This is a genomic window from Actinomadura sp. WMMB 499, assembly GCF_008824145.1.
GTDB lineage: Bacteria > Actinomycetota > Actinomycetes > Streptosporangiales > Streptosporangiaceae > Spirillospora.
In genome coordinates this window covers 7548753-7572168 of record NZ_CP044407.1, presented here as the reverse complement: position 1 = coordinate 7572168, position 23416 = coordinate 7548753, and the positions used below count along the sequence as shown (strand labels likewise).

34 protein-coding genes, 22 tRNA genes and 1 pseudogene are annotated in these 23416 nt (G+C 63.4%); 30 read left to right on the top strand and 27 right to left on the bottom strand.

Annotation, left to right across the window (positions count from 1 at the left end):
- Positions 1-375 precede the first annotated feature (375 nt).
- Entirely contained in the window at positions 376-1113 is a 738-nt protein-coding gene (locus tag F7P10_RS34400; protein ID WP_218040228.1) for a murein hydrolase activator EnvC, read from the top strand.
- 117 nt (positions 1114-1230) lie between these two features.
- Here F7P10_RS34400 and F7P10_RS34395 read toward each other — a convergent pair whose 3' ends face one another.
- Positions 1231-2130, bottom strand: coding sequence for a tyrosine recombinase XerC (locus F7P10_RS34395; protein WP_151018456.1), 900 nt, complete (start codon positions 2128-2130; stop codon positions 1231-1233).
- 243 nt (positions 2131-2373) lie between these two features.
- Between F7P10_RS34395 and F7P10_RS34390 the strand changes: the two genes are divergently transcribed.
- From F7P10_RS34390 to F7P10_RS34380, 3 genes are read left to right on the top strand one after another with little or no spacing between them, the layout of a single operon-like run.
- The gene (locus F7P10_RS34390) at positions 2374-2727 is read left to right on the top strand and encodes a YraN family protein (protein WP_151015918.1); all 354 of its coding nucleotides are present in this window, start codon (positions 2374-2376) and stop codon (positions 2725-2727) included.
- The gene (locus F7P10_RS34385; RefSeq protein WP_254716165.1) at positions 2728-2925 is read left to right on the top strand and encodes a magnesium chelatase domain-containing protein; all 198 of its coding nucleotides are present in this window, start codon (positions 2728-2730) and stop codon (positions 2923-2925) included.
- 37 nt (positions 2926-2962) lie between these two features.
- Positions 2963-4471, top strand: coding sequence for a recombinase family protein (locus F7P10_RS34380; protein ID WP_176611775.1), 1509 nt, complete (start codon positions 2963-2965; stop codon positions 4469-4471).
- Positions 4472-4648: 177 nt separating this feature from the next.
- Here the strand turns inward: F7P10_RS34380 and F7P10_RS34375 are convergent, their stop codons facing one another.
- The 26 genes and pseudogenes from F7P10_RS34375 to F7P10_RS34260 form a co-directional block, all read right to left on the bottom strand.
- Entirely contained in the window at positions 4649-5053 is a 405-nt protein-coding gene (locus F7P10_RS34375) for a deaminase (RefSeq protein WP_176611774.1), read from the bottom strand.
- Positions 5050-5289, bottom strand: a complete 240-nt coding sequence (locus tag F7P10_RS34370) for a hypothetical protein (RefSeq protein ID WP_151015912.1) — start codon at positions 5287-5289, stop codon at positions 5050-5052. The genes F7P10_RS34375 and F7P10_RS34370 overlap by 4 nt, the downstream gene beginning before the upstream one ends.
- Positions 5286-5666: a DUF2493 domain-containing protein gene (locus F7P10_RS34365; RefSeq protein WP_218040227.1), complete on the bottom strand. Its 381-nt coding sequence runs from the start codon at positions 5664-5666 to the stop codon at positions 5286-5288. The genes F7P10_RS34370 and F7P10_RS34365 overlap by 4 nt, the downstream gene beginning before the upstream one ends.
- The gene (locus tag F7P10_RS34360; protein ID WP_151015908.1) at positions 5666-5887 is read right to left on the bottom strand and encodes a hypothetical protein; all 222 of its coding nucleotides are present in this window, start codon (positions 5885-5887) and stop codon (positions 5666-5668) included. The genes F7P10_RS34365 and F7P10_RS34360 overlap by 1 nt, the downstream gene beginning before the upstream one ends.
- Positions 5884-6057, bottom strand: coding sequence for a hypothetical protein (locus F7P10_RS42880; RefSeq protein ID WP_176611773.1), 174 nt, complete (start codon positions 6055-6057; stop codon positions 5884-5886). The genes F7P10_RS34360 and F7P10_RS42880 overlap by 4 nt, the downstream gene beginning before the upstream one ends.
- Positions 6058-6117: 60 nt before the next feature.
- Positions 6118-6774 carry an RNA ligase family protein gene (locus tag F7P10_RS34355; RefSeq protein WP_151015906.1) on the bottom strand — a complete coding sequence of 219 codons (657 nt, stop codon included), beginning with the start codon at positions 6772-6774 and terminating at the stop codon, positions 6118-6120.
- Between the two features lie 108 nt (positions 6775-6882).
- Positions 6883-7074 carry a hypothetical protein gene (locus F7P10_RS34350; protein ID WP_151015904.1) on the bottom strand — a complete coding sequence of 64 codons (192 nt, stop codon included), beginning with the start codon at positions 7072-7074 and terminating at the stop codon, positions 6883-6885.
- Positions 7075-7084: 10 nt separating this feature from the next.
- The gene (locus F7P10_RS34345) at positions 7085-7312 is read right to left on the bottom strand and encodes a hypothetical protein (RefSeq protein WP_151015902.1); all 228 of its coding nucleotides are present in this window, start codon (positions 7310-7312) and stop codon (positions 7085-7087) included.
- Entirely contained in the window at positions 7305-7997 is a 693-nt protein-coding gene (gene thyX, locus F7P10_RS34340) for an FAD-dependent thymidylate synthase (RefSeq protein WP_151015900.1), read from the bottom strand. The genes F7P10_RS34345 and thyX overlap by 8 nt, the downstream gene beginning before the upstream one ends.
- 9 nt (positions 7998-8006) lie before the next feature.
- The gene (locus F7P10_RS34335; protein WP_218040226.1) at positions 8007-10007 is read right to left on the bottom strand and encodes a DNA polymerase; all 2001 of its coding nucleotides are present in this window, start codon (positions 10005-10007) and stop codon (positions 8007-8009) included.
- A 67-nt stretch (positions 10008-10074) separates the two neighbouring features.
- Positions 10075-10587 (bottom strand): hypothetical protein, encoded by a 513-nt coding sequence (locus F7P10_RS34330; RefSeq protein ID WP_151015898.1) that lies wholly within the window; start codon positions 10585-10587, stop codon positions 10075-10077.
- A 117-nt stretch (positions 10588-10704) separates the two neighbouring features.
- Positions 10705-11031: a hypothetical protein gene (locus tag F7P10_RS34325; protein ID WP_151015896.1), complete on the bottom strand. Its 327-nt coding sequence runs from the start codon at positions 11029-11031 to the stop codon at positions 10705-10707.
- Positions 11032-11038: 7 nt separating this feature from the next.
- Positions 11039-13120 (bottom strand): ribonucleoside-triphosphate reductase, adenosylcobalamin-dependent, encoded by a 2082-nt coding sequence (nrdJ, locus tag F7P10_RS34320; RefSeq protein ID WP_176611772.1) that lies wholly within the window; start codon positions 13118-13120, stop codon positions 11039-11041.
- Positions 13121-13129: 9 nt separating this feature from the next.
- Positions 13130-13858 (bottom strand): sigma-70 family RNA polymerase sigma factor, encoded by a 729-nt coding sequence (locus tag F7P10_RS34315; RefSeq protein ID WP_151015894.1) that lies wholly within the window; start codon positions 13856-13858, stop codon positions 13130-13132.
- Between the two features lie 31 nt (positions 13859-13889).
- The gene (locus F7P10_RS34310; RefSeq protein ID WP_151015893.1) at positions 13890-14699 is read right to left on the bottom strand and encodes a metallophosphoesterase; all 810 of its coding nucleotides are present in this window, start codon (positions 14697-14699) and stop codon (positions 13890-13892) included.
- Entirely contained in the window at positions 14674-14931 is a 258-nt protein-coding gene (locus tag F7P10_RS34305; protein ID WP_151015891.1) for a DUF3310 domain-containing protein, read from the bottom strand. Before F7P10_RS34305 ends, F7P10_RS34310 begins: the two co-directional genes overlap by 26 nt.
- Positions 14932-14935: 4 nt before the next feature.
- Positions 14936-15583 carry a toprim domain-containing protein gene (locus F7P10_RS44860; protein WP_254716164.1) on the bottom strand — a complete coding sequence of 216 codons (648 nt, stop codon included), beginning with the start codon at positions 15581-15583 and terminating at the stop codon, positions 14936-14938.
- Positions 15584-15620: 37 nt separating this feature from the next.
- Positions 15621-15791, bottom strand: a pseudogene (locus F7P10_RS45595) (hypothetical protein); the annotation flags it as partial.
- Between the two features lie 64 nt (positions 15792-15855).
- Positions 15856-16170, bottom strand: a complete 315-nt coding sequence (locus F7P10_RS34290) for an endonuclease VII domain-containing protein (protein WP_254716163.1) — start codon at positions 16168-16170, stop codon at positions 15856-15858.
- 150 nt (positions 16171-16320) lie between these two features.
- Positions 16321-17142 (bottom strand): DnaB-like helicase C-terminal domain-containing protein, encoded by an 822-nt coding sequence (locus F7P10_RS34285; protein WP_151015885.1) that lies wholly within the window; start codon positions 17140-17142, stop codon positions 16321-16323.
- The gene (locus F7P10_RS42875; protein ID WP_176611771.1) at positions 17139-17282 is read right to left on the bottom strand and encodes a hypothetical protein; all 144 of its coding nucleotides are present in this window, start codon (positions 17280-17282) and stop codon (positions 17139-17141) included. The genes F7P10_RS34285 and F7P10_RS42875 overlap by 4 nt, the downstream gene beginning before the upstream one ends.
- Positions 17282-17545, bottom strand: a complete 264-nt coding sequence (locus F7P10_RS34280; protein WP_151015883.1) for a hypothetical protein — start codon at positions 17543-17545, stop codon at positions 17282-17284. Before F7P10_RS34280 ends, F7P10_RS42875 begins: the two co-directional genes overlap by 1 nt.
- Positions 17546-17592: 47 nt before the next feature.
- On the bottom strand, positions 17593-18111 hold the full coding sequence (locus tag F7P10_RS34275) for a PD-(D/E)XK nuclease family protein (RefSeq protein WP_151015881.1): 519 nt from the start codon (positions 18109-18111) through the stop codon (positions 17593-17595).
- Positions 18000-18380, bottom strand: a complete 381-nt coding sequence (locus F7P10_RS34270; RefSeq protein ID WP_176611770.1) for a PD-(D/E)XK nuclease family protein — start codon at positions 18378-18380, stop codon at positions 18000-18002. The genes F7P10_RS34275 and F7P10_RS34270 overlap by 112 nt, the downstream gene beginning before the upstream one ends.
- A gap of 82 nt (positions 18381-18462) precedes the next feature.
- Positions 18463-18660, bottom strand: coding sequence for a hypothetical protein (locus F7P10_RS34265; RefSeq protein ID WP_151015877.1), 198 nt, complete (start codon positions 18658-18660; stop codon positions 18463-18465).
- Positions 18661-18807: 147 nt separating this feature from the next.
- The gene (locus F7P10_RS34260) at positions 18808-19266 is read right to left on the bottom strand and encodes a hypothetical protein (protein ID WP_151015875.1); all 459 of its coding nucleotides are present in this window, start codon (positions 19264-19266) and stop codon (positions 18808-18810) included.
- Positions 19267-19941: 675 nt separating this feature from the next.
- Here F7P10_RS34260 and F7P10_RS45590 point away from each other — a divergent pair.
- The 26 genes from F7P10_RS45590 to F7P10_RS34135 all read left to right on the top strand — a co-directional run bounded on the left by F7P10_RS45590 (position 19942) and on the right by F7P10_RS34135 (position 23406).
- Positions 19942-20307 carry an HNH endonuclease gene (locus F7P10_RS45590; RefSeq protein WP_368077497.1) on the top strand — a complete coding sequence of 122 codons (366 nt, stop codon included), beginning with the start codon at positions 19942-19944 and terminating at the stop codon, positions 20305-20307.
- The gene (locus tag F7P10_RS42870; protein WP_176611769.1) at positions 20304-20453 is read left to right on the top strand and encodes a hypothetical protein; all 150 of its coding nucleotides are present in this window, start codon (positions 20304-20306) and stop codon (positions 20451-20453) included. The genes F7P10_RS45590 and F7P10_RS42870 overlap by 4 nt, the downstream gene beginning before the upstream one ends.
- The gene (locus F7P10_RS34250) at positions 20450-20689 is read left to right on the top strand and encodes a hypothetical protein (protein WP_151015871.1); all 240 of its coding nucleotides are present in this window, start codon (positions 20450-20452) and stop codon (positions 20687-20689) included. The genes F7P10_RS42870 and F7P10_RS34250 overlap by 4 nt, the downstream gene beginning before the upstream one ends.
- Positions 20690-20845: 156 nt before the next feature.
- Positions 20846-20928: transfer RNA gene (locus F7P10_RS34245), tRNA-Tyr, on the top strand.
- A gap of 1 nt (position 20929) precedes the next feature.
- A tRNA-Trp gene (locus tag F7P10_RS34240) sits at positions 20930-21002 on the top strand.
- A 63-nt stretch (positions 21003-21065) separates the two neighbouring features.
- A tRNA-Pro gene (locus F7P10_RS34235) sits at positions 21066-21138 on the top strand.
- A 5-nt stretch (positions 21139-21143) separates the two neighbouring features.
- Positions 21144-21220 (top strand) — tRNA-Ile (locus F7P10_RS34230).
- Between the two features lies 1 nt (position 21221).
- Positions 21222-21293 (top strand) — tRNA-Val (locus tag F7P10_RS34225).
- Positions 21294-21295: 2 nt separating this feature from the next.
- Positions 21296-21368, top strand: a tRNA-His gene (locus tag F7P10_RS34220).
- Between the two features lie 2 nt (positions 21369-21370).
- Positions 21371-21442 (top strand) — tRNA-Arg (locus tag F7P10_RS34215).
- Between the two features lie 62 nt (positions 21443-21504).
- A tRNA-Asp gene (locus F7P10_RS34210) sits at positions 21505-21578 on the top strand.
- A gap of 4 nt (positions 21579-21582) precedes the next feature.
- A tRNA-Cys gene (locus F7P10_RS34205) sits at positions 21583-21658 on the top strand.
- A 1-nt stretch (position 21659) separates the two neighbouring features.
- Positions 21660-21733, top strand: a tRNA-Phe gene (locus F7P10_RS34200).
- Positions 21734-21804: 71 nt separating this feature from the next.
- Positions 21805-21877, top strand: a tRNA-Lys gene (locus tag F7P10_RS34195).
- A gap of 36 nt (positions 21878-21913) precedes the next feature.
- Positions 21914-21987, top strand: a tRNA-Asn gene (locus F7P10_RS34190).
- A gap of 4 nt (positions 21988-21991) precedes the next feature.
- Positions 21992-22066, top strand: a tRNA-Leu gene (locus F7P10_RS34185).
- A 94-nt stretch (positions 22067-22160) separates the two neighbouring features.
- Positions 22161-22233: transfer RNA gene (locus tag F7P10_RS34180), tRNA-Ala, on the top strand.
- 2 nt (positions 22234-22235) lie between these two features.
- A tRNA-Ile gene (locus tag F7P10_RS34175) sits at positions 22236-22310 on the top strand.
- Between the two features lie 3 nt (positions 22311-22313).
- Positions 22314-22401, top strand: a tRNA-Ser gene (locus F7P10_RS34170).
- A gap of 39 nt (positions 22402-22440) precedes the next feature.
- Positions 22441-22513 (top strand) — tRNA-Thr (locus F7P10_RS34165).
- Positions 22514-22517: 4 nt separating this feature from the next.
- Positions 22518-22603: transfer RNA gene (locus F7P10_RS34160), tRNA-Ser, on the top strand.
- Positions 22604-22608: 5 nt separating this feature from the next.
- Positions 22609-22681, top strand: a tRNA-Arg gene (locus tag F7P10_RS34155).
- Between the two features lie 27 nt (positions 22682-22708).
- A tRNA-Gly gene (locus tag F7P10_RS34150) sits at positions 22709-22783 on the top strand.
- Between the two features lies 1 nt (position 22784).
- Positions 22785-22855, top strand: a tRNA-Gln gene (locus F7P10_RS34145).
- A gap of 5 nt (positions 22856-22860) precedes the next feature.
- Positions 22861-22931, top strand: a tRNA-Glu gene (locus F7P10_RS34140).
- Between the two features lie 37 nt (positions 22932-22968).
- Complete coding sequence (locus F7P10_RS34135) at positions 22969-23406, top strand: hypothetical protein (protein ID WP_151015869.1); 438 nt, start codon at positions 22969-22971, stop codon at positions 23404-23406.
- The last annotated feature ends 10 nt before the right edge of the window (positions 23407-23416 follow it).

Here is a 23416-nt window from a genome sequence, read left to right as displayed (position 1 = left end):
CTCTGGCCCGGGGCGGGCCGCATTTGGTTGTCTGCCTGCGCCCGGGAGCCGTCCCACCGTCGCCGGCGGCGACGGACCGAGGGGCGGCACCCCACCAGGTCGGTGGCATGCGGACGCGTGAAATCAGCCGCTGGGTTCTCCCTTGCGGCTGTGGCCCGGTCGCCCGGGCCGCGGCCCGTCCGCTCACAGGTAGCGGCTTCTCGCCCCTCCGGCGCGATGACGGACGGGCGACGGCCTGGCCACGGCCGGTGTCCTTCTGGGACACCATCACAGATTATCAGGGCCCGGAGGGCACCGGGAATCAATGGACGCGGAGGTTATCCACAACCGGCGGTATTACCCGCGATCGGCTCGTGCGCCCGGCAGGCTTCCCGCATGTCCTTGCTCACACTCCTCCTCACCTGCGTCATCACGGCCGGCGCCCCCGGCGCGGACGCCTGGCGCTGGCCGCTGGGCCCGCCCGCTCCCCAGGTGCTGCGCGGCTTCTCGCCACCGGCGTCCCCGTGGGGCGCGGGCCACCGCGGAGTCGATCTCACCGCCCGTCCCGGGCAGCCCGTGCGCGCCGCCGGGCCCGGACGGGTGTCGTTCGCCGACCGGCTGGCGGGCCGAGGCATCGTCGCGATCACGCACGGACGCCTGCGCACCACGTACCTGCCCGTCCGTCCGAGCGTCCGCGTCGGCGTGCGGGTCGCGGCCGGCACCGTGATCGGCCGGGTCGAGCCCGGCCGGTCGCACTGCCGGACCACCTGCCTGCACTGGGGTTTGCGCAGCGGTGACACGTACCTGAATCCGATCGACCTGGTCCGCCGGCAGATCAGGCTGCTCCCCCTCTGGTCCCCGTCCCCGGCCCCGTCCCCGTCCTCGTCTCCGTCGCCGGCCGGACGGGACGAGTCCGCTCCCGCGGAGCCCGGCATGGGGCTCCGGGACGCCACGACGGCCACGGGCGGTGCGCTGACGGGCATCGCCCTGGCGTACGCGCTGGCTTTCGCCTGGCGCCGCACCCGCCCGCGTCCCCGTGCCCGTTTCTGCCTCGGCCGTCTCCGGCCACCGCCCCCTCCACCGCCGGGGGTCATCGACCTGTCGAAGGAGAGGCGCCTGCGTCGCACCCCGTAGCGCAGGCCCGCAGATCAGGACGGCCGCCGGGCGAGACCCGCCGCCCGTGGCTCCCAGGGCCGGGTTCGGGGGAGCCACGGGCCAGGCACGGGCCAGGAGAAGCCCCCAGGGGCCCGGTCATTCTTCCTGAGAGCCACGGGGGTGTGCCTGGCGGTGCACATGCTTCAGCCGCTCGGTCGACACGTGAGTGTAGAGCTGGGTCGTCTGCAGCGAGGCATGGCCGAGGATCTCCTGCACACTTCGCAGGTCGGCTCCGCCCTCCAGCAGGTGCGAGGCGGCACTGTGGCGAAGTCCGTGCGGAGCCATGTCCGGTATGCCGCCGACCTCGGCGATGCGTGCGTGCACCAGACGCCGCGCACTCGTCGGATGCAGGCGCCGCCCACGCGCCCCCAGGAACAGGGCCGATCCGCTGTGCTCGTCCGCCAGGGCGGGACGGCCCGCGCGGAGCCAGTCCTCGACGGCGCGGGCGGCGGGTTCGCCCATGGGCACCGTCCGCTCGCGCCGTCCTTTGCCCACGACGCGCACGGTCCGCCGCCCCGTGTCCAGATCATCGACGTCGAGGCCGCAGAGCTCGCTGATCCGCACGCCGGTCGCGTAGAGAAGCTCGAGCACGGCCATGTCGCGCAGCCCGAGCGGGCCTTCGGCGTCCAGCTCGTCCAAGAGCCGGCCCGCGTCGTCCCGGGTGAGCACGGCGGGCAGGGTCCGGCGCCGCTGCGGGGTTCCCAGGAGCAGCCCGGGGTCGTTCTCCAGGACGCCGAGCCGGTGCAGGTGGCCGGTGAACGCGCGGACGGCCGCCGTCCGGCGCGCGAGCGTCGCCCGGGATCGTCCCATCGCATGCTGCCGTGCCAGCCAGGCCCGCAGCAGCGCGACGTCCAGGTCCGCGGGCCGGGTGACTCCGGTTTCGGCCGCGTAGGCGCAGAGGTCCCTCAAGTCTCCGAGGTAGGCGCGGAGCGTGTGCGGGGAAACATCGCGTTCGGCGCGCAGGTGGCGTCCGAACTCGACAAGGGCGGCCTCGATCGCGTCGCCGCCGCCCGAAGCCTCGTCCGTCTCGGCGGTGCCGCCGGGGATGCGGCCGCCCGGTCCGTTCTCGCCCGCGTTGCTCACAGCCGCCACCGTGCGGCGCCGTCCGCGCGGAAGCAAGCACCACACGCCGGGTTTCGGGCGACTGCCCGCATTGCCCGTCCGGAGTTATCCACAGAATCACGTTCCAGTTACGTGGCGTCACGGCTTCGGGGAGCGTCGATTCCGGAGGTGAGGCGCATGAGTCACCACATGGATCTGGGGCGCCGGGGCGAGAACGCCGCCGCGGGATACCTGGCCGGGATGGGCTGGCGGATCCTCGACCGCAACTGGCGATGTTCCGAGGGAGAGATCGACATCGTCGCCCACGACGGACGAGGGCCCGTCGTCTGCGAGGTGAAGACGCGGCGTTCCGCGGCCTACGGCGATCCGCTGGAGGCGATCACCGGGGCGAAGGCCGTCCGGTTACGTCGGCTGGCCTGGCGATGGGCCGCGGAGCACGGTGTCCCCGCGGCCCCCGTCCGGGTCGACGTGCTCGGCCTGGTCGCGGTCGGCGACGGCTTTTCCATCGATCACCTGAGGGAGGTGTGCTAGATGACGCTCGCCAAGACCCGTTCGGTGTCGCTGGTCGGCGTGGAGGGCTTCCTGGTCGACGTCGAGGCGGCCATCACCAGCGGAGTCCCCGGCTTGCACCTGGTCGGCCTGCCCGACACGGTGCTCAGCGAAGCACGGGACCGCGTGCGCGCGGCGATCTTCAATTCGGACGAGGACTGGCCCAACCGGAAGCTTTGACAACAGGTACCCTAGCACGGCCAACAGGAGGATGAGAGTGCAAGCAGGGACCAAGCGCCGCAAGGCGATCGGAGCAGTGAGGCTATCAAGCCTCACCGAGGAGACCACGTCTCCAGAGCGCCAGAAGGAAGCCGAACAGGCGTGGGCCAACGCCAACAACACCGAGATCATCGGATGGGCCGTCGACCTGGACGTCTCGGCCAGCATCCCTCCGTGGGAGCGCCCCGAACTGGGGGCGTGGCTGGAGCGTCACGTCGAGTACGACCTCCTCATCTTCGCCAAGCTCGACAGGGCCGTCCGCTCCCTGCGTGACTTCGTGGACCTGATGGCATGGTCTGAGGAGCACGGGGTTGGTCTGGTGATCCTCGACCCCCAGATCGACCTCACGGACATGTGGGGCAGGGCAATGGGCGGCATCCTCGCCGTGTTCGCGGAACTGGAACGCAACATGATCCAGAAGCGGACCAAGGAGGGGTATGCGGAGGTGCTGAAGCAGGGGCGCTGGCCAGGCGGCCGGCTCCCCTTCGGGTACTCGGCCGTCGAGCGTCAGGACGGGGACGGCTGGCAGCTCGTCATCAACCCCGAGCAGGCCAAGGTTCTCCGGACCATCATCAACCGCATCATCGGCGGCGCATCAACACTCAGCCAGGTCAACTGGCTGAACGAGCAGAAGATCCCCACGGCACGAGGTGCCGAGAGCTGGGGTTACACCGCCGTGTACGAGATACTCAGATCCCCCGCCCTTCTGGGGCAGCGCGTCAAGGATCGGGGCAACACCCGGAGCAAGGGGTGGGTAGACGTCGTCCGCGGGGACGACGGCCTTCCCGTCCAGTACGCGGAACCGATCGTCAACCGGGAGACGTGGGAGCGTCTCCAAGAGACCCTCAACGCCAACGCCAAGCAGACCACGGGCAACCGATACGACGCGTCCCCTCTCCTACAGGTGGCCTTCTGCGCCCGGTGTGAGCGTCCGTTCTACCGGCGGGGAACGGAGCGGGTGATGGCGAGCGGGGACACGAAGGCGTACTTCTACTACCGCTGCGCGTCCGCCAGCGACACAACGGTGGAGACCTGCCCTGACAAGCCGTACAAGTACCTAGAGCTGGAGGGGCTCGTCTTCCACGAGGTTCTGGACGTGATCGGCACGCTGGAGGTACAGCAGCGTGTCTTCGTGCCGGGTGAGGACCACACGGAAACCCTCGAAACGGCCCAGGCCGCCTACGAGGAGCTGACCCAGCAGCTCACGATCACCCGGTCCGCATCGGGTCGGGCCAAGCTCATGGAGCAACTCACCGCTCTGGACGAGCGGATCGCCGACCTGGAAGAACTCCCCAACCGTCCGTCCACATGGCGGTACGAGGGCACCGGGCAGACCTACGCCCAGCTCTGGACGACCCTCAACGATGCCGAGCGTGGCGCCATGCTCCGCGACGCAGGCGTCAAGGTCATGTGCGTTCGGAAGCCGGACGGGACGCCTGTTGCAGGCGTCGTCCTTCCGGAGAACCTTGCCGAACGGGCGAAGGACTGGGCGAGCAAGCGGGAGTAGCCCCCAGAAAACAAAAAAAAATGCCCCCGGCCCATAAAGGGCCGGGGGCTTCTTACATTTCAGGTTACTCTACAGGGCTGTCTAGGCACTCGGGGCAGACATACATGTCGTAGTCGTCATCCCATTCGAGGGTCTCGGTGTCCAGACCACAGGCTTCGCAAGTGTCGTTGCCGTAGCTCAGTTGACCCTCCATTCGTACCCAGGTGCGATAACCCATGCGATGCCCGAGGCCCGGATGAGCCTCGTGCAGCCCTTACAGGGCCGGTCGGTGAGGTAGAGGGTGGAACCCTTGGCGCGGGCCTGGCCGGCGTACAGGAGGGCGTTGGCTTCCGCATGCACGGAGATGCACGCTCCGGGCCCGGTGTCGTAACTGGAGCCGGGCGGGACGTCGCTGGTGGCCCGTGGGCAGGCACCGTCCAGACAGGACGGCCCGCCCGGTTCAGTGCCGTTGTAGCCCGTGCTCACGATCCGCTGATCGATGTCCACGACGACTGCCCCGACCTGCCGCCGGGAACAATCCCCCCTCTTGGCGACGGCTTCGGCGATGCCGAGGAAGTACTCTCGCCAGTCGGGTCGGCTCACTCGTTGCACAGCTCCCGAATGAGGTCGGCCATGCTGCCGTAGTACCGGTACGAGGTCTCGATGCCCTTCGAGTTCAGGAAGTCGACGTAGACAACGGTTTCGTCGTACCAGCAGGTTTCGCAGTAGCCACCCGACTCGACATCTTCCTTGAAGTTCGTGACCCTGACGGCGTCGAGTTCGTAGTAGTCCCGCAGCCACTTGGCGAGGGCGTCATAGAAGGATTCCTTGTAGTTCACAGCTTCTCTCCTAGGTTCACAACGGTGAGTCCCTCTTTGCGGGCGTACTCCATGCACCCCCGCGTGCCTCGACTTTCCCCGAGAGGGAATGCGAGGACGTAGTCAGCGTCGAGGTTTTCGTCCACCATCTGTTGGTTGCGGATGGGGCCGGCCGCTTTCCCGTGTAGCTCCCATTGAGCCGGGTAGCGAAGGACTTTCACGGGTCGCGTGGGCCACGACGCCTTCTCCGACCAAAGGTCTGCCTGCTTGTCCGCACCAGTGGGGCAGTTTCCGTGAACGAGCGTTACCTTTTTGGCCATAGCCGTGAAGACGTCCAAGGCGTTCCAAACCAAGTACCAGTCACCCCAGTCTCGGGATCCGGTGACGACGAGCTTCATCAGCCCTCCAGGGCGGTGATGTTCCGGCGAACCTTGCAGACCAGGCGCTCGTTATTGGGCGTGTAGGAAGACCCCTTGATGACTCGGATGATCACCGAATGATTGGTGATATCCACGACCTCTCCTTCAAGGACCTGTGTCTTCTGGTTGTAGAGGTACTGGCTGTAGAGCACGATCGAGCCCACGCCGTACTCGTTTCCACGCCAGTCAGTCAGTTTCACTTGAACTCCTTCGTCACTTCGATCCAGTCGGTTCCGAACAGGTCGTCAGGAATCAACTTGTAGACACGGTCATTCGGATTGTGCTTGAGGGAAAGCTTCACGTGGCCCCGGCTGTGGTACAGCCGGTTCTTCCAGCCCGTCACCCAGAAGATTTCCTTGGGGAACTTCAACTTTGATGCCCTTCCAATGAGAAGGGGCGCCCCGAAGGGCGCCCCGTTTACACGTCTTCCTTAGGCAGCGACAGCCTTGAGCTGCCACTTGGGCACGTCACCGTTGTCGGTGACCTTGTAGACCTGCTTCGAACCGCAGTGGTAGACGATGACCCCCTCAGGGTTGTCCCAGCCCGGCACCGCTCGTGAGCCGGTCTCCATCAGCTCGTCGTAGATGGCCATAGCGTCGTGACTGTCGAAGGGTCCCTGGTAGAGAACCGGCACCGTCTCCAGGCCAGGGACAGTGCTCAAATCCAGGGGTCCGTACCGGCCGACGTTGAAGAGGGCGAAGCGGCGCTCGGTGAGCCCGTACTTGCGGCCGATCTTCTGGCCGTACCACTCGCCGTAGTGGTGCCCCTCCCCCAGCGTCAAAGCCAGAGCCCAGGCGTTCTGCTTCACCCACTGGGCGAAGCCGGCGTTGTCCTCCTTGCGCCAGGAAACGTCGTCCATGCCCCGCGGCCCCATGGGCAGGAGGCGGTTCCTGGACTGGGCTCCGACGAACCAGACCTCACCGTCCTTGTGGCCCGCCAGATGCTCGACACTGCCGGTGAACGGGGACCCCTCCGGGGCCTTGCGGATGATCACGGCACCGTTGGTGCCGTCGATCTTCTCCGTGACGATCATGTCCTGGTTGAGGCGGGGCGTCTTCGGCCAACGCTGGAAAACGACTTCTCCCATGTGCTTCTCCTTAGTTGTTGAAGATCTCTTCGAGGATCCAGAGGATTGCGAAGAAGGGCGTGAAAAACACTAGGAGGAATCCCAGTGCTCCAATGACGTCCCGTAGAGTCACTCGTCGTCCTCGGGGAGCGACTCCAGGGCGATCTCCAGAACCTCGCGGATCTCGGCCTTGGTCTCGATCCCGCTGCCCGCTCGGATACGGAACTCGATCGTCTCGTCGTCGTTGATCTCCTCGACTTCGATCAGGATGAACGGCTTGAGTCCGAGGTAAGCCTCGTGAATGGTGAACTGCTCGCCCATGTATTTCTCCTTACGGGATGGTGGGGTGAAGAAAGAAGGAACTCTTGGGGGTTGGGTCTTCGTAGGCCACTAGCTCGTTCAGAGCGTTGACGTACTTGTCCAGTGCGTCATCGATGTCCTTGTAGGCCAACTCGTAGTCGCCATCTGCGAAGTACTCGGCGGCGTACTTCACCACCCGTTGAAGGACTTCGTCCTTGGCTTCGTCAACAGCCAGCCGAAGGGAGTAGACATCACTCATAGGGCTCCTCAGGAATGTCGGCGAAGGTATTCGGAGCAACCTGCCGGAGATCCTTGAGGATCTCTCCGGCCAGCTCTCGAATCTCGGCGTCCGCATGGACAGACCAACGCTGCTTGATGAAATCTCGCCAGGCACGCAAATTGCCGGAGACGACAATCCGCGTCTCGATCATCGATGGGAGAACAGCACGAGCCGCCTCACGGGCCTGCTTGCGTGTCAGCCCCTTATCGATTAGGACCTCCACGATCTCCGTGTACCACTCTCGGGAATCAGCGGCCGGATCCTCGCCATAGGTTGGGGCATCCCGCAGAGCGGGCGGCGTAACCGTTCCGAGCTGGTTGGCGTCCACGTAGCGTTGGGATACCTCGCTGAAGGCGAGGAATCGACTCCGGATCATCTCGTGTGTCAGCGCACGGGAAACCCCGGTGATGTAGTACGTCACCGAAGCGTGAGCTGCGATGGATTCGTGACCCTTCTCATGCACGGCGGAGCGGATGTAATCCGCGTTATGTGCGGTAGCGGGGTTCGGCCGACTCCAGCTCTGGTAGCAGGCCCGACCTGCGAACTCGGCTAGGACGTCGCTGTCCTTGTCGTTGCGAACAGACCAGGTCTCGAACTTCTCGTCGGTGACCTCATACATCGCGGTGCGGTCAATGACAGTCTGTGCGATTCGGGTTACCTTCATCTCTCTCCCTTAATGGCAGGCTTCCTGCCAGTTCTCACCCGGCGGCCCACACTCCGCCGGAAACGCGATGTACTGACCGCCCTTCGGGTTCATCTCGGACTCGATGACGCTCAGCAGGTAGTCCCGGTATTTCTCCCATCCGTCTCTGGGGACCGAGAACACGAGCGCGTCGTGAATCTGTGCCTTCACGGAGCGGATAGCGCCGTGAGACATCTTCAGAAGGGCGTCGCAGATGATTTCTCGGGTTCCTGACTGGCCCTGTAGGGCGGGGGCCTGCGTGAACTCCTTGCCCTTTTCGACGGGCATCTTCCGGCCCCAGGGGTTCACCACGTAGTGATCCCGTGAAGCGTCCTTTCGGACCTTGTTCTGCCAGCGGACGACCTTTCTGAAGGTCGCGTCCATTCCGTCAACGAACGTCTTGGCGTCGTCCAGGGGGACGCCGGCCATCTGGCTGAGCGTGTTGGCCCGGCCGCCGTAGCTCCAGCCGTGCCCGAGGGGCTTTGCCTTCTGCCGGTACGTCGCCGTGACCGGGTCCTTCTTGTTCGTGCCAACCACGGACTTGCCCCAGGCCGCCCACGCGTTGATCAGGTGGCCGTCCGCACCCTCTTCGAACCGTTCGGCGTACTTGTCGTCGCCTGACATGGCTGCGACCACGCGGGCATCCGCGTTGCTCAGGTCGATCTCGATGAGTACGTGATCGTCCGAGTCCGGCAGGAAGTACGACTTCTCGACGGCACCCTCACCGCGGCTCGTCCACACCGTCAGGCCGGGTTCGGTGGTGGACCACCTGCCGCTGCGTTGAAGCATGGTGATCTCGGGGTGCACGAAACCGTCCGGGTGAACGGAGTCGAGCGCCAGCTCCGACAGGGACCGCTGCCCCATCAGCTCGGCCAGGGCTTTGCCGAGGTCTTCAACCTCGGTGCCCTTGGTAAGGTCGAGCATCGTGGTTCCCGAAAGGGAAAGCCCGAACCACTCGGGAACTATGGCCTTCTCTTCCAGCGCGACAATCTTCTTCTCGCGGGCCTTCCGGGACCGCTCAGGAAGGGTGTGCCCTTCCTCGTCCATGAACTTCCGGAGATCGTCGGCTTCTCTCTTGCATTCCCGAGCCTTCTCCTGCGCTTTCGGGAGGTTCTTCATCCCTTCCGTATGCGGCCAGTCCGGGCGGGTTTGCGGGGTGATTCCGTGGTCTCGAAGCACGGCCATGATGGCGTTCTTGCCGGGGTTCGTCTTCCAGGGTTGATCACCCTTGGTCGGGAATCCGTAGTCCCGAACCAGGTTCGTCATGATGGCGTCGCGGCGTTCCTTCAGGTAGTCGGCCCGAGCTTGGGCTCGCTCCTGGTGGACACGCCAACCGTTGGACGAGATGGCGGCCTTTCGGCTCTCAATCCGCTGCTCGCGCATCGCGTAGTTGTCGAGCTTGCCGCGCTTGTAGAGGACCTTAGCGACGTATCGTGAAGCCTCGACGTCACCGATCAGGTAGGCAATGTACCGGGGGTCGTCTACGGGGATCTTTCCGAAGCCGTCCGCGATCCTCGCCTTCTTAGGAAGGGTGGGGTCGCCGAACTCGTAAGCCAGCTCCCGAAGGTCCGCTGTCTTGCCGGGGACTTGAAGCTGGTGTGCCTGCTCGGCAAGGGCGAACCATGCCTTCATCTCTTCCGGCTTGGTGGCCTTGGCCTGCTTCCCGAAGCGGTTCGTGTAAAGGGCCGGTGCGGGGTTGACCAGAACAGCGTGGGTCCACGTGTCGTAGATTCGCCCTTCGTCGGCAAGCTGCATTGGGATGTTGGAGTCGATCCCGAAGATGGCTCGCAGGTCGAAGGTGTGAATGTTGTGGCCGATGATCCATCGGGCTCTGAGGATCTGCTTCCGGATCTCTTCCAGATCTGTCGTGATCTGGACTGGTCCATCGCCCCAGGCGTATCCGATGAGCCTGACGAACTCCTCGGGCGGCATGGAATAAAGAAGCTCTTGGCTGTGGGTTTCGATATCAAAGTAGAGCGTCCCTTGCGGCACTCCCCCTCCCCTCCAAGGCAGGCGGGGGCCCGAAGGCCCCCGCGCTCTCTACTCGCTATCTACTTTGCTACTTGACGAAGATGCCCTTGCACTGGTTGTCCCGGTCCGGGCTGGTGCAGGACCACACCTTGTAGGAGTTGCCCTTCTTGCTCACGCCCGTCTTGAACTCCATCGGGCCGTGATCGCAGGACGGCTGCGAGGCGCCGGGCGGAGGGGTGCTGGCCTGCTGCCCGCCACCCCCGGTGCGCTGGTAACCGCCGCCGCCCTGGCGGGGTGCGGGTACGGAGGCACCCGCCGGCTTGCTGTCGGCGAACTTCACCGCAGTCTGCGCGACCGCGTCGACCAGGTCCTCGGCGTAAAGATCGCGGAGCAGCTCCTTCACCTGCGCAGCGGAAGGGCCACGCACGACGATCCACGGGGAGTCGAACCCGCCGTGCTGCTTGAGGGTCACGCTGATCTCGTTGTCGGACTTCACTGCCACGGGCGGGGCCTCCTGGGGGCGGGGGATTGTGTCGGTCGACGTCGAGGCCCACGGGTCGGCCGGGGCGTCGTTACCGGTCTCAAACGGGTTGTCGGTCATGGGTCTCCTAGAGGGCGACGATGGCGAGGATGAGTGCGATGAGGGCGATGGTGAAAGCGAGGGTGGCTACGACGAACACGAGGCCGGTAACCGCAGCCACATCGTCATTGGAGGCCATCAGGCGTTCACCACCTTGTCGATCAGGTTGACCAGGTCAATCTCGGTGCACTCACGGTAGAATTCGCTGCGCGAGTTGAACTCCTTTCGCGCCTCTTCGATGATCCCCCATCGTTCGGCAAAAGTGATGTCCTCGGCCTTGAAGTCCTCGAAGGGACTCTTGCATGAACAGCCGTAATCCTCGGCGTAGCCGAGTCGGCCAGTGTCTACCTCGCGGTAGACCACGAAAGTGTCGAACTCGTAGCCGCCGAGGAACTCCAGTTCGCCCACGATCTCAAGGCCGAACTTCTCGGGGTTGTAGTAGATGTCGGGGTTGGAGTAGCCCATATTTCTCCTATCGAACGGGGCAGGCTCCAGTAGCGCAGTCCTCATCGACGCCTTCGCCGATCTGCGTAGCCTGATAGATAGCGAAGTCAGCTTCACTGATGCGCTCGTAGGGCGCCTGCGGACGGGACTCGTCGGGGAAGATGGTCGAGCCCTTCAGAGTGGGCCCGTAGTAGGCCAGGCTTTCGTACAGGTCCTCAGCCGTGTACTTACTGGGATCGATGTTCGCTGTGAAGCTGATCGCGTTGTCCGCGTAAGCCCACTGGACGTACTTCTGAACATCAAGCATCTGGTCGAGAGTCAGTTCGTCGGCAGACTCGACAAGGGACGGGTCGTAGCCGAGGGCCACAACATCGTCCACCAGGCGCTCGCGCGTCGGGATTTCCACGACCATCGTGTTCGCCGCGTACTGGCACGGCTCCACGTGGAAGCCTTCCGCCTCGAACTCCTCCAGCCGACGCACCTGATCCGGGTCGAGCGTGGAGAACCGGATGCGCCTGATGAAGTACCTGGAGAAAATCGGGTGGATCCCCTCCGTGGTACCTGGCAGCTTCGCGATCGTCCCTGTCGGGGCGACCGTGGTCACCTTGATGGGCTCCGGGATTCGGAGCTGGAAGGCGTATGCCCGTGCCTCGGCTCGGATTGCCTGCCGGAGTCGGGACAAGATCTTGTGCGCCTGTCCACTGTTCGGAATCTCGGAGAACGGAATTCCCATCTTGGCGAAGGCCGCCTGGAAGCCGAACAGGCCAACTCCGATCCGCCGGTCCCTGTCCATGACCTCGCGCGCCTTTTCGTCACCGATGTCGCCGAAGGTCGCCCGGATCAGGAAGCGGGTCATGAGTCGTGCAGCCTTGACTGCACCGGCCATGTCGAAATTGTCACCGGGATTCTTCGGGGCGAAGGCTTCCAGATTCACGTGGCCGAGGACACAGGCACCCCATTCGGGGAGCGGGATCTCTCCACAGGGGTTGGTAGAAGAAACAAGGTTGACCTCTTCCTCGTTGGAGAGGTCCTTGTTCCAGATGCCGGGTTCGCCGTTCTTCAGCATCCCTTCCGAGATGGCCTTGAGTACACCCTTGGCTACTTCGGAGTCGGGGTAGTCACTCCTCAGCAATTCGAAGAAGAGGTGATCGACCTGGACGCTGATGTTCGTCGTCCAGTGCCGGTCGGTGTTCTCCTTCAGCTTGATGAACTCGAAGATGTACGGGTCGTCCCACGGCATGATGCTCATGCGCGCTGACCGCCGGTTACCTCCGGCGACGACGCACTGAGCGATGGAGTGGTCGATCTCCATGGCGGAGATCGGGTCCAGGGTGAGGGGCTCCATCGGCTCCTCGCCGTACAGTCCTGCGAGAGTCCTGCCGACTTCGGTCAGCATCCGGGCAAGGGGCTCGGGGCCGGAGGCATTGCCGCCGAATGTCTTCAACCTCGCGCCGCTCGGGCGGACACGAGAGACGTCGTAAACCCTGACCGGGCTGGCGGCCGGGTTCCAGGCGGCCTCCAGAAGATCTGTCAGGGCGTCAGCCCAGCCTTCCCGGCTGTCTTCGACTTCGGAGAAGGCACCCTGGTAGTCGGGGCTGAAGTAGGTCGACAGCAGGCCGGCGGCCTTCAGGGCCTCGTAGTCCTGGTGCTGCTCGTCGCAGACGATGTGGACCTCGATGGGTCGCCGCACCGGGCCGTACTTCTCGGTGTTCTGGGTGCTGTAGGTGGCGCCCACTCCCCCGCCTTCCATGAGCCTCAGGAAGCTGAAGCGGAAGTGGGATGAGACGGTGTCACTCCATCCGGAGTGCCAGCAGTTGAAGAGGAACTGGCGCCCCTTCACACCGCTCGCCCACAGGTGCCGGCCTGCCGGGAGGATGGCGAAGTCGTGCATCAGTTCCCGGAGCCGCGCAATCTCGTCGTCCTCAACGAGCCCCTGAGACACCAGATCGTTTCCGTAGCCCGCGAGCAGGGACACGTTCCCGGTCGCTACCCGCTTGACGGTCTCGGGCCAGGTCTCTTTCGTGCCGTCCGGCTTGGTGCGGGAGTACGTCCGGTCGTAGATGTCCTTTCCGGACGGCCCCCAGGCAATGTCGAAGTTGTAGATCCCCATGTATTCCTTTCAGTCCGTGTACTTGGACCAGTTGAAGTGCGTGCCGGGCGGGTCGCTCCGCTCCTGGGATCGCTCCGTCTGGAGCTTGCGGACCGCATCCGGCTCGTATGCGTTGGTTTCGTGGCCGGACTCGGCGCGGGTGACGTACTGCGCCTTGGCGTTGCTCATCGCAGTACGGGAACCGGGCCCGTCGTCTGAGAGGCCCTTCCGGTAGACGAGCCGGTTTACGACCTGGGTGAGGGAGTCCACGGCCCGCGTGACGGCCTTGGTGTCGGTGACCGTGTCACCGTGCAGGAACCGGCGCTCCAGGACCTTCCGGTACTCCGGCTTGATCTTCTCCATCGCGACATCGACGTCCACCAGGGAGATCCCGACTGTCCCCTTGCCGATCTCTGCCGACAGCCAGTCGTCCTTCTGGGTCGGCACGTCACGGGCCGTGGGGTCGTAGTAGACGTGCTCCAGGACCGCCCGGACTTCGCGAGGCGTGTAAACGTACTGGCTGGAGAAGAGGATGTAGTCGTACCGCTCCTTCGCGGCGTACTTGACCCCTTCGCCTTCCAGAACCCTGTAGAGGTAGTCCGCGGTGGCGGCCTTCAGCCTCTCGGCCCGCTCGTAGAGGCGGGTTAGGGCCTCGTAGGCGATGTCCTCGGCCTCGATGCCCGGATATTCGCGGGCGACCCTGTAGCCTGCCCGCTTCGCCATCTGAACGAGTTCGTCCGTGGCTACGTTGTCGAACATGGAAACCTCTCTACTAGCTATCTACCCTCTCTTACTTGGAGGTTGCGAACTTCCCGCCGGCCCCGCGCCGGAGTTGGCCGTAACGCTCCCCCTCGACGACGAACGAGCCGTCCCGGTGCACGTCGATCTCGACGGGTGCCACGTCCTGCTTGCCGACGTACAAGATCCCGAAGCCCTTCTGCCAGTTCGCCACGGCACCCGGCCCGAGGTACTGGGCCTTCTCCGGAGCCATGAGGTGTCCGACCTCGAAGCCCCATCGGGTGGTGAAGCCGGTCGAACTGTTGCCGGTAGTGCCTCGCCGGATGCCGAGGCGGTGGGTGTGCCCCATGACGATGTTCGCGCCGGCCTTCTGCGCGTGGTTGTACGCGGTCGTCCCGGCGATCTGGCTCATGCCCTTGATCTCGTGGCCGTGGATCCCAACCGTGTCGGGTCCGAGCTTCAGGAACGGCTCGGCCAGCTCCACGCCGAAGGTCTCGAAGTCGAGGAGCTTCGCGAAGTGAAGGTCGTCGGCGAACTCGGCCAGGGCGGGGGCCTTGTCGGACAGGTAGGTCCGCGGCCTGAGGTCGTGGTTGCCCTCCCAGATCTTGACCGGTCCGTTGTAGACCTCCCGCAGGGGCCCGAGGAACTCGGTCTTGGTGACCTCGGAGTCGGACCTGACTCGCTGGGCATACTCCAGCTTCGTGCCCAAGTTCCAACGCGACGGGGTCTCGTAGTCGTTCAGGTCGCCGATCTGCCCAACCAGGTCGGGCTGGTAGTCCCCGATGAACCGGATGACGTTCTTCAGCGCCCTACGGTCGTGGTAGGGGATCTGAAGGTCACTGATGATCACTACTCGCTGCAAGTCGGTTCACCTCCCGCTCGATGTACCAGAGGGCCTTGCGAAGGTCCTCCAGTTCTGTGTCCGGGTTCTTCTTCCCAGCCCGGCACAGGTACTTAATTGCGTTGCCACGGTTGAACGGAAGGTTCTCTGTGATGTCGATGACCTCGGCGCCGTTCGACCAGCCATCGGCGTAGTGCGCCGGATGGTTGACCGGGTCGTTCTCCTGAGTGTTCTCAAAACTGAGCGCAGCCATCTGATTAGCTCCTCTCCTGCTGCTTGCCGAGTACCTTTTCCCGGAGAGCCTCCCTGCCGTGCTCCAGGAAGAAAGATGTGACATCTCCGCCGTTCATGACGATTGTGCGCAGGTTCGACCTCAGGGGCTTGGCCAGCGCCTTGGCCATGGTGCGGCCGGCGTCGTCGTCGTCCTGGAGGAAGAACACCGAGTCGTACTGCTCCAGGAGGCGAGTCCAGGCGGGCTGCCAGGACTGCGCGCCAGGGAGGCCGATGCACGGCATGTCGCACAACTCGGCCACAACGCAGTCGAACTCACCCTCGGTGAGGCAGATCGCCCGCGTGCCGCGCTGGAGCGCTTCCGGGTTGTAGATCCTCACCGGGTCACCGGGGGCGGACAGGTACTTGTCGCCGCTCCCTTCGCCGAGCCTGCGGAACCGCATGGTCGTCGGGCCGTAGGCCGTCAGGTAGGGGATGGTGATCCAACCCCTGTAGCTTTCATGGCCCGGTAGAGGGTCGGCGACGACCCCCAGCCGGAACCGTTCGATGGCCTCCTCGGTTAGCCCTCGCTTTGGTCCCGTCAGATACTCGACGCCTTCCGGTGTGAGTCCTTCGTGGTACCTTCGCGACGCCTTCTCCAAGAAGTCTTTCTGCGAACTCGACGGCACCAGCAAAGTCCAGCCCCTCCTCTCTCCTGATTATGGCGATTGCGTCACCTTTCGCTTCACAACTGAAGCAGTTGAAAGCGAATTGGTTGTACGAGGCCGATGGCCGGTTGTCTTCGTGGAAGACACATACGACAGAGGTCCACACGTCCCCCGGTTCGAGGTCGGGGAGATCGGCTCCGTAGTGCGCCAGAATGGGGACGATGTCGATATCCATTAGGACCTCGTGAGTGCTAGCGCGAGAACGATGAGGAGGGCGAAGAACAGGGCCCAACCTTCGGTCATTTTCGCCTCCTTCTCTTCCGCTGAGGTTTCGGTGTGCCGTCGCCTTGGTAGTAGCGCTCCCCGAGAATGGCGACCGCGGGCGGGTGTTCCAGGTAGTCGGCCAGCCTGCGAAGCACTTCGGGTGAGTCCTTCGAGTACGGGAGGATGTGACCGTTGCAGCGGCGGCAGAGAAGCCCTCGAACGAGTTGGGTTGTGTGGCAGTGGTCTACGGACAGCCTCTCTCTTCGAGGCTGGCGGCAGCCCGCACAGACACCGCCCTGGGCTTCGAATAGCTTGTCGTACTCCCCCGGCCCGAGGCCGTAGGTCCGCATCACTCTTTGCTCGTGTGAAGCCTTGGATCGGGACTTCTTGCGGCAAGTCTCGCAGATTCGCCCTCGGCTAGATGTGAAGAATCTTTCTGCTCTGTTTTTGCCGCATTTCGCGCACTTCTTGTATCCGCTACGCGTCACTCATTCTTCTCCTTAGGCGACCAGGAGGCCGCTGTCCGTGATGCTCATCCGGGCGAAGTTCATGTCCAGTTCCACGGAGTACATCGCCGAGGGGTCGGCGATTCCGTCTCGGTTCTTGACGATGGCGACGCCCATCTTGTCCTGCCCGAGGGCCTCGTCCAGGTCGTCACTGGCACGCCACAGGGTCAGAACCATTTCGGGGACCTTGCCGACCTTGCCTCGGAGGGCAGAGAGCGGCGGAGGCGTACGCCCGTCCTCGTATTCACCAGTCAGGTGGTGAAGGACAACGACGCACATGTTCTTGGAGCGCGACAGTTCCAACCCGAAAAGAAGAATGTTCTCCAGGGACTTGAACTCGTTGCCTTCCGAGTCGCCCGGATCGACGTTCATCAGGTTGTCGATCACGCACATGTCGGGGTAGGCGCCGAGGTAGCCGTGAGCCAGGATCGATTCATCGATCGTGTCGAGGCTCGGGCCGGCGTCGAACTCCCACCAGATGCGGGATAGGTCCCGCAGCTCGTTGTCGAACGTGTAGCCGCGTTCCATGGCGGCCTCGACCTCGGTGGTCTCTCGGCCGGTGGTGATGGCCATGGACCTGACGACCTGCGTCCGGGGGCCGGAGTCCGCGCTGAAGTAGATGCAACTGGCCCCGGACTTGACGGCGAGGTTGAGAGCCAGGGCGCTCTTACCACCGCCGGGGGCGGATGCGATCAGCACGAGTTGCGGCTTGCGGAACACGGCCGTGGCTGCTGTCAGGCTTCGCCACGGGCTGTCCAGGGCAACCCCGGACGACTTGTTGTACCTGAGGGCGGAGCCAAGCTGGAAGAGACTCAATCGCCCTCCAGCACGATGATGCGGCTCGGGTCGGGCTCACCCCAGGATCCGAGGACGATCCGCGGCGGGAAGAACTCGTACAGGGACTCCTCCCGCGCCTTGTCCCGCCAGGACTCCAGGATCTCGACAGACGTGTTCATCAGACACGCACCTCCAGGCGGCTGTAGATGTCGCGGACGATGCCCTCAACGTGGTTGAGCAGGTCCACGAGACTCTCTTCGTCTCCGCCAGCCGTCGTAAGGCCGATGACGAGGGCCATGCTGATGTCCAGGAAGTAGTCCTTCAGGTCTTCGTGACCGGTCGGGGTGAACTCGATGGTGTCGCGGAGCTTGGCACTGGCGTTGGCGACCGCGAGGAGGCCGGGGTTGTCCTCGAAGCTGAAAGGAAGGGGGAAGTCGAACATAAGAAAGTTCTCTCTCTGTCGGCTATCTACTAGCTATCTACTTACTGTTAGACGGCAAACGAACAGGATGGCAGCACAGTGCAGGTGAAGCAGTCGCCAGGGTTAGCGAGGAAAGATCGTGCCTTGATGCCCTCGTGGAACTGCCGGTACCAATCCTGAACGACTTCCTTGGGGTATTCGGTGAGGTCCTTGCTCACCAGTTCGTTGTTCCGGCAGTCCCAGTAGGCCGCCCACGGGACCTTCTCCCCCGTCAGCTCCTCCAGGGCCATCCCGTACGTACCAAGCTGGTAGGGGTCGACTGGGAGCTTGGAGCCGGTCTTCCAGTCGATCGGGAACCACAACCCGTTCTGGTCTTCCATGACGCAGTCGATGTAGCCGATGACTCGAAAGCCGTCGAACTCCAGCTCGAAGCCGACCTCGATGGCCGGCTCGCCAGGGATGATCTCTGCGGGTCTCAGTAGACCGTTCGGGGGTGGTGCCCGATGTAGTCCCGAACCTGCTGGGCCCCCATGTCGCGGCGCTTGGTGATGTCCGTGGTGAGGCTGCGCCGGCCACCGACCATCCACATCGCCTCGTCGGGCTGTTCCTCCTGGGCTGCGGTAAGTTCACGGGTCCAGGTCAGCTCGAAGCGGGCGAGTGCATCGTCTGCCGATGCCGTCCGGAATGACCTCTCGTACAGCTCGATGGCCTCGTGGACGGCGGTCCCTTGGATGAACCACACGGCCTGCCGTCGTGGAGCCCTGGCCACCTTTTCGAGGTAGTAGGCGTAGGCGCAATCTGCGTAGGTCCCAAGTCGGGACGGGGACAGTCGCGGGCCCTTGTCCTCCTTCGTCACGTCATCTCCTTGCAGAAAGAAGAAAGCACGTCATCCCTGCGATGACGTGCTTTCGTGCGGCTCTCGATGAGCCACGGGATATTTAGTTGTTGGGGACCCAGATACTGACGAGAAGGCGTCCGTCATCGGTCTCACGGACGCCGTGCCACACCCCTTCCGGCACACTGTGCAGGAGCGACTCACCGGCGTTGAACTTCCCGCCATGCGGAACCTGCACCTCGTAGAGCGTCCCGTCCTGGTAACGCTGACTCTTCAGCACTCCTCCGCTGATGCCGTGCATCAGCGTCTCAGGGTCTCCCTCGGGGAGAGGACGTCGGCGGGTCCGACGCGGGTGGAGGAGAGAGCAAAGTCGAACGAGACGGACATGCGTGTACTCCAAACTGCGGGGGGAAAACAGGGCCGGGGAGGCGACAATGCCTCCCGCGGCCTAAAGGTTTTGAACAACACCTCGCTTGGCCTTGTCGAGGACATGCTTTAGATGCCACTTACCGTCAACCCTGGAGGCCGGTACGGTGTAGAACCCGCCCACGGCGCTTTCGTCGTTCGGAGGTTCGTCTCGCCGGTAGGCAACATCGAGGTTCTGAGCTACGAGCTGCTCCGCCCAACGGATCGCGGTCACCTTGTGGGTGTCCCGGATCTGCTTGCCCTGGGCGAGACTGGACAGGTCGCGAAGGTACTTGGCTATCTTGCCCGCCTTGTGTTCGGGAGCAAGGGTCCACGGCAAAGCCCACTTGTGGCTGAGCTGCGGTCGAGTAAGCCCGAAGTCCTTCGCGGCCTGGTAGACGCCAGACGCACTCAGGCCGTACATCTGCCCGATGGTCTCGTAACTTTCACCAGCGTCGATCAGTTCGCTTAGCTCACTCTGCGTGATCCTCCGATGCTTCACCGTGGAAGTTCCCTTCCTGGACAGGCCCCGCCCGGCCGGCGGGTGGCTCTGGGTGCACAGCGTAGCGGTTCGAGTATCTTCCCGCTATCTTCTCGCTCTTAGCAGCCTTCACCCTATACTCATTAATCAAAACATCGCAGGTCAGGCATGGTTTCACCCCCTTCCGTCACGACCTTACGGAACGTGACAGCATCGAGTATGCCTCGCGGAGCGTGATGGTCACAACGGGTGTTCCGGCGGACGTTGAACGGTTTCAATGACTGGGTGGTCGCCTGTAAACCAAACGTGAAGCTTCAACGTCCCACACGAACACGCAGGTCAGCAACGTTCAGGTAACACTCAGCTAGCACTCAGTCTTGTCTGTGACGGTGCTTGTCGGCGTTCCGGGGGACCAAAACGCGTCACAGCGAGTCATCTACTCACCGGTACCCCCCACCACGGAAGGGGGTGTGGCAAGCATCACACTGGGAGAGTGCCGCGGATTCCGCGTCGCGGCACAGCTTGTATTAAGCCAAGGGAGGGAGGGGACGACCGACCTTGGAAACAAGAAGTTAGTTACAGGGAGCCCCTGAAGGGCTCCCTAGTAGATAGTTAGTCAATAACAGGCCACCTTAGGGTGGCCTTACTAGTTAGACAAGAGCCAGCCCTGAGGGGCTGGCTCTGTTGTTGGGGGAGGTGTGTTCGTTGCCCAGAGCCTCGAAGCTGTGTGCCCGCTGCAACAAGCCGGCGACCGGCGGCTCGTATTGCAACACCCACCGCCCCAAGCCCTTCGCAGGCGCCCGCGAGCGCTGGAAGGCCAACCGGCCCGGCAACTGGGAGACGCTCCGCCTGAGGGTCATCCGCCGAGCCGGGGGTCTCTGTGAGGTCAAGGACTGCACCGAGCCCGGTGCAGAGGTAGACCACATCAACCCCGTGGCCGAGCAAGGCCGCTGGGGGCTGGACAACCTCCAGCTCCTCTGCAAGACGCACAACCAAGCCAAGGCCCAAGAGGAGGCTCGACGAGGCCGAGAACGTACAAGGAAGCTGAGGAACACCCGATGACTGTTGGCGAGCTGCGTGAGGTCCTGGAGGGCCTGGACGAGGATCTTCCGGTCCTGATCTCCGAGTTCGGAGGTATCGGCCTGGTCGAGGTGACCAACGTAGATGCCGAACCCCGCGGGATCGCCAGCTCGGTGGAGCTGTCGTGAAGCGCCCATCGGCCTTCACGGTTGCCTGGGTTGTCTGGATCTTCTTCTTTCTTCTGGTAGAGGGCGTCGCCCTCTTCCGTCGCCAGAAGGGTGACACCTTCAGCGAACACTGGTGGTCCCTGTTCAGGGTCCGCCAGAAGACACCGGTCTGGGCCAAGGCCCTGCTGACCGTCGTCCAGCTCGCCTTCGGCGGCTGGCTGGTCGGCCACCTGGCCTTCGGCTGGTGGACCCTGTGATGACCTGGCTGCGGTAGAGCGCTCAGTCGGCAAGCCGGCCACTGCTGGCAAGCTCCCGCGGCCTTGGGGCCCCTCGTTCTCCCTCCTCTCCCGGCGAGGGGCCCCTTCCAAGCAGGCGAGGCACAGCGCCGACAAGGTACGACCTCTGTGCCACATGCGTAGGCGGACATTGGCGAGTCACCCCGGCTGTAAACCGGGCGCCCTTGGCTGTGCTGGTTCGACTCCAGCCCTGCGCACCATGCGTCGGTAGCTCAATTGGTAGAGCGCTGGTCTCCAAAACCAGTCGGTGTAGGTTCGAATCCTACCCGTCGTGCTCGGTCTGTCCGTGGACCATGTAAATGATGCACTGCTAAATGATCAGAACACACGGACGCATATAGTCGTACCATAATGGCTAATGGGTCCGCTTTGGAAGCGGGAATATGGGGGTTCAAGTCCCTCCGACTATACTCAACGCGGCGTAGCTCAGAGGTCAGAGCGGCGGGCTCATAACCCGAAGGCCCCTGGTTCGAATCCAGGCGTCCGCGACCATGGACCTTTAACTCAGCGGAAGAGTGCCTGCCTTACAAGCAGGAAGCCCCAGGTTCGAACCCTGGAAGGTCTACTGTGGCATTGGTGTAGTTGGTGTGCACGCCAGGTTGTGACCCTGGAGGAGCGGGATCGTGCCCCGCATGTCACCCCGCCCGTCTAGTTCAATGGATAGAGCACGAGGCTACGAACCTCGGAATCCGGGTTCGAATCCTGGGACGGGTACTTTGTGGGACAGCGGCAGGCCGCTGTTTAAACATCCGAAACGTCAGGTGCCCACACCCAATGGATCTGTAGCTCAGAAGAGTAGAGCGCCGCCCTGTCACGGCGGAGGTCGCCGGTTCGAGTCCGGTCAGGTTCGCCGAAGCGCTGTGGCTGAACGGCAAAGGCGGCAGGCTGCAACCCTGTCATGTACGGGTTCAAATCCCGTCAGCGCTTCCAAGTGGCTCTAGCTCAGTTGGTAAGAGCGGCCGGTTGAAACCCGGCAGGTCTCAGGTTCGATTCCTGGGGGTCACACACGATGCGGTTGCAAACGCGTCCAGTACTGTCCGGGTTCGATTCCCTGCTGGTGCAAGGGCAGTGCGCATGGGTCTATAGCATAATTGGTAGTGCATCCGGCTCTTACCCGGAGTTGTGGAGGTTCGAGCCCTCCTGGACCTACGGGGCTGGTCCGCTTTAGGCGGTGCTGCCCATCAATGACCATTAGCTTAATTCGGTAGAGCGCTGGACTGTTAATCCGGGAGATACAGGTTCGAGTCCTGTATGGTCAGCTTTCCTCACTTAGCCCAATCTGGTAGAGGCGATCGGCTCAGACCCGATGCGTTGGGGGTTCGAATCCCTCAGTGAGGACGCTTGCAAAGGTACCTAGAGGTACAGCGTTCCTAGGTGAAAATACAACTCGTGCGAAACGTATGTCGCAACCAGCAAATGCCTTTGCAATCTTGGGGACTTAGCTCATTTGGTAGAGCACCGGCCTTGCAAGCCGGCGGCGGCGGGTTCGAGCCCCGCAGTCTCCACTTGGTCATTAGCTTAGTCTGGGTAAAGCATCCGTCTGATACACGGAAGATCGCGGGTTCAAATCCCGCATGGCCAACTCTGGAAAGTGACATCGCAGTCGGTTGCGGTCCCCGTCTCGAAAACGGGTGGATGTTACGGCATTGGGGTTCAACTCCTCCGCTTTCCGCTTACCGGGAACAAGGTGCGCTACGGCAATCCCCCGGCTCGCCCTGTTAGCTCAATGGCTTAGAGCTACTGCCTTGTAAGCAGAAGATGTGGGTTCGATTCCTACACGGGGCTCTCTGGAGAATTCGCCTAGTGGTATGGCAGCGGCCTGCTAAGCCGTAGCGGGCTTCACGCCCGTCCGGGGTTCGAATCCCTGATTCTCCGCTCTCTGGCTAGTAGCTCAATGGATAGAGCGTCTCTCTCCTAAAGAGTAAGGTGCGGGTTCGACTCCTGCCTAGCCAACCTCGGGACGACGAATGTTGTCCTCTAGCCTCATTGGTCTAACGGCGATGACAAATGGCTTCCACCCATTAGATGCCGGTTCGATTCCGGCATGAGGCTCCATTCCCAGCTCGTCTAGCGGTAGGACGCCGGGCTCTGAACCCGGTAGGCGAGGTTCGAATCCTTGGCTGGGAGCGCATGGCCCCGTGGACTAACGGCAGGTCACGAGACTCTCAATCTCGGGGAGCGGGTTCGATTCCCGCCGGGGCTACTTACTTCTTTCATCAACGGCACAGGGGAGGTGTCACGTGGCAGGCAGGGGCAGGTTGCCCAAGGATCCCGAGACTCGGGTCCGCCGCAACGAGGTCGACACCTCACACCTGGAGGAGTACGCCGGCCCGATCGACCGGAGGCTGACCAAGCTCCCGAACCGCAGCTCGTTCTCCTCGGAGACGCAGCTCTACTTCGACGTCTGGGCCGACAGCGAGCAGGCGGCCTGGTTCATGCCTACCGACTGGCTGACGCTCCGTCGCATGGCTCGGCTGCACGAGAAGTTCATTGACACCGGTTCCCACTTCGTTGCCGCGGAGCTGCGGCAGTGCGAGAGCTTGCTCGGCGCCACGATCGGCGACCGGATGCGGCTGAAGGTGGCAGCCCTCAAGGACAAGCAGAAGAAGGACAAGGAAGAGGCACCGCCCACCATCGAGGCGGACCTCCAACTGTACGCGGAGCTGAACGACGACTAGGAGGTGAGCT